12 protein-coding genes and 1 pseudogene are annotated in these 12,653 nt (G+C 55.8%); 6 read left to right on the top strand and 7 right to left on the bottom strand.

Annotated elements, in window-relative coordinates:
• Positions 1-13 precede the first annotated feature (13 nt).
• From JFU48_RS20000 to JFU48_RS19990, 3 genes and pseudogenes are all read right to left on the bottom strand, one after another.
• Entirely contained in the window at positions 14-3,124 is a 3,111-nt protein-coding gene (locus tag JFU48_RS20000; protein WP_201137410.1) for a DEAD/DEAH box helicase, read from the bottom strand.
• Positions 3,114-3,926, bottom strand: a complete 813-nt coding sequence (locus JFU48_RS19995; protein WP_201137409.1) for a Hachiman antiphage defense system protein HamA — start codon at positions 3,924-3,926, stop codon at positions 3,114-3,116. The genes JFU48_RS20000 and JFU48_RS19995 overlap by 11 nt, the downstream gene beginning before the upstream one ends.
• Before the next feature lie 472 nt (positions 3,927-4,398).
• Positions 4,399-4,829: pseudogene (locus tag JFU48_RS19990) on the bottom strand (type II secretion system protein N).
• 133 nt (positions 4,830-4,962) lie between these two features.
• On the opposite strand from JFU48_RS19990, the gene gspH reads away from it, so the two are divergent.
• Both gspH and JFU48_RS19980 read left to right on the top strand, forming a co-directional pair.
• Complete coding sequence (gspH, locus tag JFU48_RS19985) at positions 4,963-5,415, top strand: type II secretion system minor pseudopilin GspH (RefSeq protein ID WP_201137408.1); 453 nt, start codon at positions 4,963-4,965, stop codon at positions 5,413-5,415.
• Positions 5,412-6,020, top strand: coding sequence for a prepilin-type N-terminal cleavage/methylation domain-containing protein (locus JFU48_RS19980; RefSeq protein WP_201137407.1), 609 nt, complete (start codon positions 5,412-5,414; stop codon positions 6,018-6,020). The genes gspH and JFU48_RS19980 overlap by 4 nt, the downstream gene beginning before the upstream one ends.
• Positions 6,021-6,345: 325 nt before the next feature.
• On the opposite strand, the gene JFU48_RS19975 is transcribed toward JFU48_RS19980, so the two are convergent.
• Genes JFU48_RS19975 through JFU48_RS19965 form a run of 3 tightly spaced genes read right to left on the bottom strand, consistent with a single transcriptional unit; the run spans position 6,346 to position 8,529 of the window.
• A complete protein-coding gene (locus tag JFU48_RS19975) occupies positions 6,346-7,284 on the bottom strand; it encodes a FecR family protein (protein WP_201137406.1) in 939 nt (312 codons plus the stop codon).
• A 31-nt stretch (positions 7,285-7,315) separates the two neighbouring features.
• A complete protein-coding gene (locus JFU48_RS19970) occupies positions 7,316-7,867 on the bottom strand; it encodes an RNA polymerase sigma factor (protein WP_003225656.1) in 552 nt (183 codons plus the stop codon).
• The gene (locus JFU48_RS19965; RefSeq protein WP_045122491.1) at positions 7,864-8,529 is read right to left on the bottom strand and encodes a secretin and TonB N-terminal domain-containing protein; all 666 of its coding nucleotides are present in this window, start codon (positions 8,527-8,529) and stop codon (positions 7,864-7,866) included. Before JFU48_RS19965 ends, JFU48_RS19970 begins: the two co-directional genes overlap by 4 nt.
• A gap of 207 nt (positions 8,530-8,736) precedes the next feature.
• Here JFU48_RS19965 and JFU48_RS19960 point away from each other — a divergent pair, with 207 nt between their 5' ends.
• Positions 8,737-9,051 carry a hypothetical protein gene (locus JFU48_RS19960; RefSeq protein ID WP_201137405.1) on the top strand — a complete coding sequence of 105 codons (315 nt, stop codon included), beginning with the start codon at positions 8,737-8,739 and terminating at the stop codon, positions 9,049-9,051.
• Between the two features lie 293 nt (positions 9,052-9,344).
• On the opposite strand, the gene JFU48_RS19955 is transcribed toward JFU48_RS19960, so the two are convergent.
• A complete protein-coding gene (locus JFU48_RS19955; RefSeq protein ID WP_003225663.1) occupies positions 9,345-9,785 on the bottom strand; it encodes a carboxymuconolactone decarboxylase family protein in 441 nt (146 codons plus the stop codon).
• Positions 9,786-10,098: 313 nt separating this feature from the next.
• Between JFU48_RS19955 and pdxR the strand changes: the two genes are divergently transcribed.
• The 3 genes from pdxR (at position 10,099) to JFU48_RS19940 (ending at position 12,606) form a co-directional block, all read left to right on the top strand.
• The gene (gene pdxR / locus JFU48_RS19950; protein WP_201137404.1) at positions 10,099-11,532 is read left to right on the top strand and encodes a MocR-like pyridoxine biosynthesis transcription factor PdxR; all 1,434 of its coding nucleotides are present in this window, start codon (positions 10,099-10,101) and stop codon (positions 11,530-11,532) included.
• A gap of 123 nt (positions 11,533-11,655) precedes the next feature.
• On the top strand, positions 11,656-11,949 hold the full coding sequence (locus JFU48_RS19945) for a putative quinol monooxygenase (RefSeq protein WP_003225668.1): 294 nt from the start codon (positions 11,656-11,658) through the stop codon (positions 11,947-11,949).
• Between the two features lie 255 nt (positions 11,950-12,204).
• Positions 12,205-12,606, top strand: coding sequence for a cupin domain-containing protein (locus JFU48_RS19940; RefSeq protein ID WP_103486381.1), 402 nt, complete (start codon positions 12,205-12,207; stop codon positions 12,604-12,606).
• Positions 12,607-12,653: the final 47 nt, after the last annotated feature.

Raw genomic sequence — 12,653 nt, 5'->3', positions numbered from 1 at the left:
TAATAGTCAGGCATTAGCGAACTTTGATCTCTGAGAACACTGTCGGTAACTTCGATAAAGCTTGAGCAAGAGTTTCTGGGTTGCTTTTGAGGACTTTGTAATCGATGATATTTTTTCCAATCATTACTTTTTCAAGACCATTAGCAATAAACTTTGACACCTCTCTATCAGCATAGCCTTGGCCGTACAACCACATGTGAAACTCATCTGAAAGACCAAGCTTGAGCTGATTTTGAAGTGAACGCGCATAGGCTAGGATCGTATCGTTCAGAGACCTACCCTCAATTATATCTGCGAGGCTACCTATTATCAGCATTCCGTCATAAGAAAGTGCTGTGCAGAAGTCAACTATGTGCTCTTGAGTGATACTATAAAGTCTCGATTTAGCTTGGATTTTAATATTATTGGTTTTTGCATATGTAAAGATTTCGTGATAGCTTTCCCCCTTGCACCATAATTTCGCTATCTCAACACTCTTGTCATCGGGGCGAATATTGGAGACTATTTTTGTGTTTGCAAATTTGCTGAGTAGTGGCCAGCAACTGTCTAGCAGCTCTATTGGCGAGTCACAAAACTCCAGCTCCCATAGATTGTCATCAATCCAATGCTCGATAAAAATAAGCTGATCTAGGCCTAGTAAAGTTCTTCCATAATACGAAAATTTTTCTGGGGGGAGAGATTGAAGGCGTCTATGAATAATTGAGAAAATCTCCAACAACCGCGCTCTTTCGGTTTCTTCCGCCAAATAATATGCAAGGGTATCTTCAGCTAATCTTAAAAAAGCATCGAGCTGGAGTAAAGATTTGTCGTCCTTTAACAACGAGAGAAAGTAGCTCTCAATTGCATTCAGCGTTTGCTCCTTATAATCCATTTCAGCCAGAAGATCAGTAACCTCAATGTTATTAATGACTCCCCACTGCACCCACTGAGATCGACGAGCAGCAGGTTGCTGAATAAAATTTAAAAGATCATCAGTTGCGTGCTCGAACTTAAACGGCACTATTATTTCGCTGAGACTACTTATACAGGCTTCCGAATTATTAAAGTCCAATAACTTTAAAGTTCTAATCCAGTTAGGTTGCCCTTGCCACGAATGGCGCTTATCATAAATTTTAGGGTCGGTGAAAATTATACTTCCTTCTGTGTGATAACCAGACCGCCCGGCTCTACCAATAAGATTTTGAAATTCTCTCGTAGAAATCCGCCGCCCTGCTTGCATGGTACTTGATACAAGCAAATACTTAATTGGAAGGTTCACCCCTTGCGCCAGAGTAGACGTGCAAACCACTAAATGTGCAACCTTTCTATCCATCGCCCATTCGACCGAGATTCGCAGGCCGTTTGGGACGGCTGAGCTATGAGGCAACACGCCTAGTGGGATGGCTTGAGAAAAAATATGACTTCCTGAGAAATGTAGATTGGACAAAAAAGCAATTTTTGACAGCTCATCATGATCCGATATGTCACTTGGTTTTGGAGTAAGAAATCCACGTTCATAAACGTCTACAATTGTATTGCAGAGGGTCGTTACCGACCTTTTATCACCGCAAAATATAGCGACGGGACCTTGATGGCAAAGTTTTAGTCCTAAGTAGCAGGAGACTGTAGAAGTTTTATCTCTGAGGGGGAATATAAAGTCGTCTTTTTCTCCTTCTCTGCGCCCGAGGTTTACCTGCTGAATTATCTGCGGAACGTACAATCCGCTGTCGAATTTATTATCTCTCCCTAGATAGCTTAACTGGCCCATTTCGGTAATCCAGCTGAGAAATGCAACACTTTTAATAGAAGGCAACCAATTACTACCTTGAATGTATTCACCTGTTTCGCCATTAAGCCACTCGCCAATAGTCTTTGCGTTGGACATCACAGCAGAAATCAAGACTTTCTGAGCATCCTTCGGTACTGCATCTTTAAGCGAAGCGATGAGAAGCTCGTAGGTTACCCCACGTTTCCCGCTATCAAATTGATGCCCCTCATCGAAGATGAGCAAGTTGATTTTTTCTGCTAGAGCTGGTTCGTGGCGCAACAAGTAAACCAGCTTCTCAGGCGTAGAAACGATTATGGTGTGGTCGTATTTCCCTCTGTAGGCTTCTCCTAACAGAAACTTCAGAAACTCCTGTTCTTCTTCATCAACGTTTGTGATGTCTCGTAGCTCATTGACGTTGATTGAGTCGTGTTCGAAGCTCTGTAAAAAGCCATAGGTGATTTCTCGGCATAATGCTCTAAATGGCGCGACTACAACCGCAAGCTTTGCCCTCCCGGAAAGAAATGCACTGCGAATAATAAGCTCAGCTGACTTAGTTTTTCCGGCACTGGTAGGCATCTGCATCACAGCAGACCGCCCCTTCAAAACACCTAGCTCGCCCACGAGCCTTTGGCCAGGCCAAAATTCTTTCATGAAGCGGTCATTGGAAAGAGCAGACCTCCATTGATCCACGCTAAGTCCAGTATATTTCGGAAGACAAACAAGTGATGAATTATGCATCTTCCGCTTGACTAATGCCGTGATGGTATCTGCAATTAGTATTTCGCGATCTGTGCCACTGGAGTAGATTAGATTTCGAAAAACAGACAGTTCCTCTTCTACATCCCATGCGTCGGCCTCCAAGTTTATAAAGGCTCGGAAGGCTAACGCAGTGCGTTGTATCTGTTCGTTATATTGACTCACCGGGCTTAGGGTGAAATTTTTACTCAAATCCGATTTTAAAAGCCATACTAGAAACAACTCTAATTTACTATCTGTTAGATGCCCCGGCGAATCAGGTATGGAGCGAGCCAAAACCAATGAACTTCCAGGCATGTCAGCAAGATAATATGACGCAGAGCTTAGAATTTTCAAATATTCGTCTATCTCAGGTGTCAACCTTGCGGTACTCATAGACTCAAAATATTGACCAGCTAGTATTAATTGCTCTTTTAAAATTTCTCTGTATTCGTATCGGTCGTCATTTTCCCTAGACTCCGAAGCTGCCAGTTCACCAAGGATACCCACAGTAAATACTAAAAGTCGTTTCGGGTCCTGAGGCAGGTCAATGTGAAACTGTTCCTCGATGCCAAACTCGTACTGTTTCGCTTTAGCGCGAGTAACGTCGAGGATAATTCGAGCTCTGACCTCAAGCTTCATCTGCTGCTCTCCGATAAAGCTCGTGTATAAGCGTCATCAGCTGGCTGCCACTAATAAGTAGAAGTTCGAGTTTGTCTGCGCTTGGATGGTTAATGGTGGCTGAAGTAGTCACCACGGCTTCGTGCATTGAGGATTCTGTACAAACCGCTGCGGCGCCATACCTCCGTTTGCACGGGTGATCTGGCTCTCTTTGAAATCGATCTACGATTTGCAGGCCATCCGAGTCCTTTCGATCATAAAGTTTTTGCCTCATGGCGCTCAACGACTCTGCAATTCGAATTTCATCCTTTATAGAATGATCGATTGCGTCTTGAAGGACGTTAGCCCTCGTCGACTCACTTGCTTTAGCTTTTACTTCAAAGATAAGCATTTCATCGTTATCACTAATAATATCTGGTGATTTTTTGAAAGCAATAACGTCAGACCCTTTGGTTGATTCATTAGCAATTGCCTTGCGATCATACCGAGTTCTAGGAACCTCATAATTTCGTATAAATTGGAGATAGTCAGCAACTAAAATCTCCGCAAAATCACCTGCTCTTATGCTCGGACCAGGAGCAATCGAAACATGAGGAAATTTTTCGGTTAGCAAGTATTCAGATTTTGTTTTTAAAGGGCTCTTAAGAAACTGAAGCTCGTCATCCTGACAATAATGGTTCCTGAAATGCTTTGCCCATGCCGACATGATTTCGTGGCTTAAGGCGTCATATTCTAGTTTAAAAGTCGGGATCGGCTTGCCACACGCAGATGTTAATGTACCGACTTGTTTGAGCCAGGAAAGATGGGTGGCCTCTAACGTCATTTCACATCCTATGTGCATGCTCAAGATTTGCATGTGATGTGTCCACGGAACAGAGCTAAAGCTGTGCATGAACCTCCACAATCTTTGGAGGCTAGACGAGGGTGGTTACTCAATCAAGAGCTGATGGTCTCACAGCCCGAGATAAGTCAAATAGCGGCGTCCGCTTCTGGCCGAGGCTGTGTAAAAACGTTTTTGAGCGCGACAGGTACTGAAAACCGGACTGAAAATCGCGCTTCTACGCGAAATCCACATCTGCTGACGTGCCGATAAATTTCAGATTTAACGTAGACGCGCACACTTCAATTTTGGCGAAGCGTTTTTACACACTCTGGACCGATAGCGGACATTTTCGACTACCCACATCAGCCCGGGAGCGACAACATGCACTCGCTTGCGTCTCGGCTACCTGCCATTGGAGGGCCTTGAACCGGCATTCAACTAAACGGCAAAAATAACGACTCCGTTCAACAAATCAGGGCCTCTTAAGACTCGGCAAAATCACCCCTTCCCCCAACCTCTCCACCCCCAACCGCACCCTCTCCCCACTCTGCTCAATCACCACCCCATCCCCCTCCACCGCCACCAACTTCACCCCAGGCCCCACCTTCTCCCCCAGCAAAAACTCCTCGGCGGTCCATCGTTCAAACTCAAAATCGCCACCGCCCCGCGACTCCCCGCCATCACCCCGCTCACCTTGATATCCACCGGCGCCGTTTGATTGGAAAACCACTGCAACGCCGGGCTATCACTGCGCGCCGCGAGCATTTGCGGGGGGGCTGGTGGGGTGTGGGATTCGGCGGAGGTCAGGAGTAGCGACGACCAGGTCGCGACGCCGACCAGGGCGGCGAGCAGTGCGAGGGCCTGGACGGTTTGCGGGGGGGATATGCGGGTGGTGAGCATCATGGGCTGAATCTCCTTTTTGTCCCTGCTGACAGGCTACGCGGCAATTCTCACGGTTTTATTTCACACGCCTTACATGTTGGCCGTGCAGGATGTTTTTTTGGGACGGGGCAGGACGCAACGGAGTGCACAACCGATGAACGTGGTCAAGCAACAGGGTTTTACGCTGATCGAGTTGATGGTGGTGCTGGTGATCATCGGGATTGCCAGTGCGGCGATCAGTCTGAGTATCAAGCCGGATCCGCTGCAGTTGCTGCGCAAGGACGCCGAGCGTGTGGCGCAGTTGCTGCAGGTGGCGCAGGCGGAGGCGCGCGCCGATGGCCGCCCGATTGTTTGGGTGAGTGATGGCAAGGGGTTTCGCTTCAGTCGGCGCAGTGACAGTGGTCGGGGGTTTGAGCATTTCAAGGATGACCCGCAGTTGCGGCCGCGCACCTGGCAGAGTCCGAAGCTGGAGGTGCGGGTGGAGCCGAAGCAGAAGGTGGTGCTTAACGCCGAGTGGATCAATCCGCCGCTGCAATTGACCCTGTCGGATGGGCTCAATCGGCTGAGTGTGCTGCGTGATGCCAGTGGAAGGATCAGTGTGCAATGAGCGATCAACGGGGCTTTACCCTGATCGAGGTGATGGTCGCTATTTTGCTGATGGCGGTGGTCAGTTTGATTGCCTGGCGCGGGCTGGACAGTGTGACGCGGGCGGACAGTCATTTGCAGGCGAGCAGTGAGCAGAGTGACAGTTTGTTGCGGGCGTTGAATCAGTTGCAGCGGGATGTGGAGATGCGCGCGGGGATTGAGTTGACCGAGCCGAAGAAGGTGGGCGTGGATGATGAACCGCTGAGTGCGCCGCCCGCGATTACTGTGCGTAGCAGTGATAGCAAAGGGTTTCGGCTGGATATCATTCGCAGTGCGGCGGATCAGCCTGGGGCTTTGCAGCGGGTGCGTTGGTGGGTCAAGGGGGATACGTTGTATCGGGCGGTGGCTGAGGCGCGCAGTCGTTATCCGTTGCCGGCGCCGGGGGCTGGGGTGGCGGTGTTGGATGGGGTGAGTGATGTGCAGGTGCGGGTTTGGGAGGTGGATAAGGGGTGGCGGCAGTTGAGTGGGAATCGGCGGGAGGATCCGTTGGGGTTGGAGGTTCGGTTGACGCGGGAGACGGCGCAGGGGGTGGAGCGGTATCGGCAGGTGATTGGGCCGCTGGAGTAGTCAGCATCACTGCAAAACCCTGTGGGAGCGGGCTTGCTCGCGAAGGCGGTGGGTCAGTTGATGATGATGTGGTTGAACGGGCGCCTTCGCGAGCAAGCCCGCTCCCACAATGGGATTGGGTTTTGTCAGTTGGGGAATGGTTGGTTTGTGAGCTGTCATCGCTGGTAGGTCAGCTCCCACAAGCCGGTAGATATTGGTCGGCTGTCGGGCCGTCATCGCGAGCGGGCTCACTCCTACAATTGGATCGTATGCGGTCTGGGAGAGATTGGTTGGCTGGCAGGCCGTCATCGCTGGGAAGTCAGCTCCCACAGGGGGTGGTGGGGTTTTAGCTGAGGACGACGACGCCGCCGGGGAGTTCGGTGCATTTGACGCCGTAGGCGTCGCGGATCAGCAGTGCGACGCCGGCGAGTTGGTCGAGGCTGAAGCGGGCCTGGACGCGGCGTTGGCCGAGGTCGCGGTTGAGCAGCAGCAACATGCCGGGGCGGTAGCGGTTGATCTCGTCGATCATCTGGCTGAGGGTTGCGCCGTTGAATACCAGTACCTGTTGGCGCCAGTTCATCACCGCTGCGGTGTCGACGCTCTGCACCGCGCCCACCTGTTGCCCGTCGTAGGTCAGTTGCTCACCCTGCTGCAAACGCAGACTGCGGCCATCGACATTGACGTCCACCGAACCATCCAGGCAGGTCACGCAGACTTGCTGATCGGTATTACGCAAATTGAACCGCGCCTGACTCGCCCGCAACCACCCTCCTCCGGCCTGCATCGCCAATGGCAACCGCGCGGTCTGCACTTCAACCTCACCGCTGACCAGCTCAAAACCTTGCACACCATCATCGCCAGAGCGCTGGTTGATACGGGTCTGGGTGTTGAGTTCCAGACTCATGCCGTCGGCCGGTTCGAAGCGTTTCTGCTGGCCGACTTCAGTGATGTAATCGGCGCCGAGCCCTTCGAAGCCACCGGGAATCGTTCCGCGCACCAGCAAAAACGCCGCCGATGCTGCGATGGCGCCACCGAGAAACGCGCGCCGGCCAAACCGCCGAGGCGATTGCAGCATTTCAGCGGCAGGCTGCAGGTTGTGCCACAACACCTTGGCCTCTTCGAAAGCGCGGGCATGTTCGGCGCTTTGCGCGCACCAGTCGCGCAACGCCCGGGCGTCGGCCACGGTGGCGCGGCCCGAGGTCAGCAAGATCAACCAGTCGTGGGCTTCGCTGTGCAGATTCTCGGCCGCCGATGGCTTGGCAGGTGTCAGTCGAAAGATGTTCAAACGCGCAGATTCTCAACGAATTGATCGGGCACTATTCAGATGACGGTTTTCCGGCCCCGCGACCGAACCGCTGAAACACTTTTCTTTCCAGTTTCGCTGCGCAGTGCCCCAACGCGGCTTTGATTTCCTTCTCGACCATGCGCGTGGAAATGCCGAAGCGCTGGGAGATTTCCAGGTGCGGCGCCTCCTCCAACCGCGCCGCGATGAAGATTCGGCGACGTCGTGCGGGCAGCTCGTAGAGGGCGCTGAGCAGCGACTGGATTTCCTTTTGCCCACCGACCACTCGCGCCGGGTCCAGCGCCTCGTCGCCGATTTGCAGCAGCTCTTCGACTTCCTCGCCGGTGAGCAGGCGCGCATCGGCCTGACGGCGGTCGGCGGCGATGTTCAGGGCCATGCGATAGAGGTAGGCATTGGGCCGCAGCAGGTTCGGCGGCGTTTCCATGCGGTCGACCCGCAGGTAGGTTTCGTGCAGCACGTCGTTGGCCAGGTCTTCCGAGCCGAGACGCCTGCGCAAACGCACCCGAAAGTCCTCGTAGGACGTCAGGAACAGCTGGACCATCGAACCTTGTCCGGTGTCTTTCATCCCCCGGAAACTCCTTCCCATTTGGTGCATTCCATGCGTTTCCCTGACGACTCCGGTAACAACAGCAACGTGACCGGCTGACGCAACGCGCTGGGCGTCGGCCGGTCGATCCTGAGATTGCGAAAGCTCTCCACCAGCGCGGTATCGCGCCGTTCATCACCGGTCGAAGTGACCAACCGGTTGTGCTGCACCACGCCGTCACGCCCGACCCAGACCTGTAACACCGCGCGATAACTGCCCGGACGGGTCAGCGGCGAACGGCACAGGTTGCGCTCGATCGCCGCTTGCACCGCGGTGGCGTAGCTGCGACTCACGGCGGCGCTGGCCGGCGTGGTTTTGTCCAGGGCCGACGGCACGTCCTCGACCTGCGCCACCTGCAAGGTGAACGCATCGTCGCGGGCATAACGCGCCATCAGGCCACTGCCGCCGAGCAAACGGCGCAAGGCGTCGGCAGCGGTGTATTCGCCATCGACCGCCAATGAGCGCCGGCCACGACTCAACTGACTGTCGACCAGCACCGCCACCCCGGTGGCATGGCTGTACTGATCCAGCGCCCGGGCCAGGTCCTGCGCCGGGATGTGCAGCGTCATGCGCAAGTCGGCGGGCGCGGGTTCGGCTGTCGCAGCACTGCTCAACCAGCCAAGCAGCAGCCCCAGACTCACCCGGCGCACAAGAGTCGCTGAACGCTGAAGACCGTCCCTGGAACTGCCTCGCTGCACGGCTGACGTACCCCTGAAAACCGTCATCCTGATGGCTGTTTATGAATCTGGTGTGACGGGCGGTGCAAAAAAACCATCACGGGATTCGCGCAAGGCTTGCACTAGACTGCAATCAGAGAACGGCCGCTTCGGGCCGGCCAGGAGGCTTGCATGAAATCACTGTGGAAATTCGCCCTCGGCGGGCTGCTGCTGAGCGCCTTCGCCAGTGCCCACGCCGAACAGCCGCTGGGCTGTGTGGAGGTGACGGTGGGCGGCTACAAGGCGCCGAATTACGATTGCCTGAGTCAGCAGATGGGCAACAATCCCGAGGGCGCTGCCGCTGCGGAAAAGAATCAGGAAGCACTGAATGTGCCGGTGAACAAGCGGCCACCGAATCAGGTCGGGCTGGCGACGCCGGCGGCGACCAGTACGCGGATGGGGAATACGTTTGGGACGTCAGTCAAACCACAGCGCCCACCGAATTAGGGAAACATCAAAGTCAAAAGATCGCAGCCTTCGGCAGCTCCTACATGGGATCGAATGTAGGAGCTGCCGAAGGCTGCGATCTTTTGATCTTCAGTCACTTTGGGGCTGACGAAAGCTCACCGCCCACCAAACTGAAAACCAAACTTTGTGGCGAGGGAGCTTGCTCCCGCTGGGGTGCGCAGCGCCCCCAAATCTGCCGAACCGGTTTTAACTGACAGACCGCATGCAAAGGTTTTGCGACTGCTGCGCAGCCGAGCGGGAGCAAGCTCCCTCGCCACAGGGTTTTGTGCACGTCAGTCGCTTGGGGTTTGGCGGAAGCTAACGGCCAGGCGATTCCAGCTGTTGATGGTGGTGACGGCCATGGTCAAGTCCACCAGTTCCGCCTCACTGAATTGCGCTTTGGCCTGCTGGTAAACCTCGTCCGGCACATGACTTTCCGCCAACAGCGTCACTGCCTCAGCCCAGCCCAGGGCGGCGCGCTCGCGGGGATTGAAAAAGCCGCTGTCGCGCCACACCGCGATCGCATACAAACGCCGATCACTCTCCCCGGCCCGCCGCGCGTCCACCGAATGCATGTCGGTGCAGAACGCGCAGCCGTTGAGCTGCGAGGCGCGGATCCTGATCAGTTGCAACAACGGCGCCTCGATGCTCAGGTCGCTGGTCAGCGCCTCCATGGCGATCATCGCTTTCATCGCCTTGGGCGATGCGTTGTAGTAGTCCAGACGCGGGGACATGGCAGGTCTCGGGAAGCGGAATGATGAGTTCACGGTAAGTGCTGATGCGCTGGCGTTACAGCCCCAATTCCACGAAATATCGCTACACCACTGCCGCCCGCCAAACACACAACTCTGTAGGAGTGAGCCTGCTCGCGATAGCGGTCATTCAGTCACCGCCATGTTGGATGTGCCGACCTCATCGCGAGCAGGCTCACTCCTACAAGGGGGGACGGTGACCAATTTCGGGTTTTTGTGCTGCGCAACTACTGCCAATCACGCAACAGAGTTAATCTGGCCGACACCCCAATCGCCCCCCCGGAGCCGCGTCGGTATGGAACTTCACGTCGTGATCAATGGCCGCAAGGACCTCGCCGGCCAGCTGTACAACCAGCTGCGCGGCGCCATCGAGTCCGGGCGTCTGGCCGCCGGTACGCAGTTGCCGCCCAGTCGTCTGCTGGCCGAGCAACTGGGGATCTCGCGCAAGACCATTTCCGACACCTACGCGCAGCTGACTTACGAAAATTTCCTCACCGGGGTGATCGGCAAAGGCACCTACGTCAACGCCCGCCCGGCGCAGATTCAGCGCAAGCAAAGCCACACCGAACTGGCCAGCGCCGAGGTGATCGAGCGCTGGCGCAATCTGCCGGTATTTTTGCGCCACCCGTCGCTGGAAGGTTCGTTGCGCTATGACTTCATCGGCGGCGCCACCAGCAAGGGCCAGTTCCCGCATGACGACTGGCGCCGCTGCGTGTCGCACGCGATGCGCCAGATGGCCGGGTCCAAAGGCTTCTACAGCGTGCCCGAGGGTCTGCCGGCGCTGCGCAATGCGATTGCCCGGCACATCGCGTTTTCGCGCGGGATCAACTGTCAGGACGAGGACATCGTGGTGTGCAACGGCGCGCAACAGGCGCTGGACCTGATCACCCGCGTGCTGATCAGCCCCGGCAGTCGGGTGGCGATGGAGGACCCGGGTTATCCGCCCGCGCGCCTGCTGTTCGGCACCCACGGCGCCGAAGTGGTCGGGATCCCGGTGGATGCCGAGGGGATCGTGGTCGAACAGATTCCCGAGGGCACGCGGCTGATTTACGTCACCCCGTCGCACCAGTTTCCGCTGGGCATGCCGATGAGCCAGGCGCGCCGCGAGGCTTTGCTGGCCCGTGCGCATGAGCTGGGCGCGATCATCATCGAGGACGACTATGACAGCGAGTTCCGCTACGAAGGGCGGCCGACGGACTCTCTGTTCAGCCTTGATCAGCGCGGCATCGTGGCCTACGTCGGCACCTTCTCCAAGACTCTGCTACCGGAGCTGCGCCTGGGCTACGCGATCCTGCCGCCGGCGATCCTCGAAGCGGTGATCCGCGCCAAACAACTCACCGACCTGCACGCCTCGACCCTGCCGCAATGGGCGCTGGCCAAGTTCATCGCCGAAGGTTGCCTGCTCAAGCATATTCGCCGTTGCCACGCGATTTACGCCCAGCGCCGCGAGCGGATTCTGGCGCGCATGGCCACGGATCTGGCGCCCTGGCTGGAGGCGATACCGCCCAGTGCCGGGTTCCACATGGCGGTGCTGTGCAGGGTGCCGATCGACCTGCCGCTGGTGATCGAACTGGCGAAAAAAGTCGAGGTCGGGCTGTATTCCATCGACGGATTCCATTACCAGCAACCGGTGAAGAGCGGTCTGTACTTTGGCTTCGGTGCGATTGAAACCCTCGACATCGACACCGCTCTGGATCGCCTGCGCGACATTCTGCAACAAGTGGCGTGAATCATTGGTCTGGGCGATTAACCGCCGATTGGTTATTGGTGATCACGGGGTGCAGGCCTATTCTGCACTGGCGTTATCCCTCAATGAGCAGGATTCGTCCGGCCTGATTCAGGAGTGTGAGCAATGTCCAACGAAGTGATCAACACCGTGCAGGTGCGCGCCGCCGCCGGCCGTTCTGAAGAGCTCGGCCGGCAGCTGCAGAAGATCGTCGACACCCTGCGCCAGACACCAGGCTGCGACGCCTATATGGTCGACCGCTGCCCCGAGGACAGCCAACGCTGGACCGTGAGTGCGCGCTGGCAGTCGGAAGCGGCGATGCAGGCGCACTTCAACCGGCCCGAGGCGCAGGGCTTTATCGACCTGATTGATAGCCGTCTGGCCAACAGTGTGGATTTCAACAGTTTCCCCATCGTCTGATCTGCCCCTGTGGCGAGGGAGCTTGCTCCCGCTCGGCTGCGCAGCAGTCGCAAACCGGCCAATGTGATTCGTCTGAAGGAATCAGGTGCCAGGTTTAGGGGGCGCTTCGCGCCCAGCGGGAGCAAGCTCCCTCGCCACAGTTGTTTCTCCTCCGGCCTGAATTGGTCACCCGATCTTCCCGAATATTGGCCGTTTGAATACCCCGCCCCGCAGACTACTGTGATCACCACCCCCTCCTCCCACAGGTGATCCGCCATGAAAGCCCTGCACCTCTTCACCGCCGCTCTCGCCCTGTCCCTGTCTGCCGCTGCGCTGGCCCACGATCCGTCCGAGAAAGTCACCGTCCTGCAAGACCAGATGCTGAAAAACGCCCCCGGCAAGAAAGCCATGATGATCGAAGTCGATTACCAGCCCGGACAATCGTCCATCGCCCACAAACACGACGGCACCGCCATGGCCTACGTACTCGAGGGCGAAGTGATTTCCCAGGTCAAGGGTGAACAGGCGATCACCTACAAGAAGGGCCAATTCTGGTACGAACCGGCCGGCTCCGAACATCTGGTGTCGAAAAACGCCAGCCAGACCAAACCGGCGAAGTTGCTGGTGTTCATGGTATTGGCCCCGGACGAGCAAGTGCTGATCCCCTTGAAAAACTGATGGTTGTTTGCACAGCCATAAATAAAAAGGCGCAAAACATCGTTTCG

Origin of the sequence: Pseudomonas sp. TH49 (assembly GCF_016650625.1) — a bacterium.
GTDB lineage: Bacteria > Pseudomonadota > Gammaproteobacteria > Pseudomonadales > Pseudomonadaceae > Aquipseudomonas > Aquipseudomonas fluorescens_H.
The sequence above is the reverse complement of the archived record's forward strand: the minus strand, read 5'-3'. Positions and strand labels throughout refer to the sequence as shown.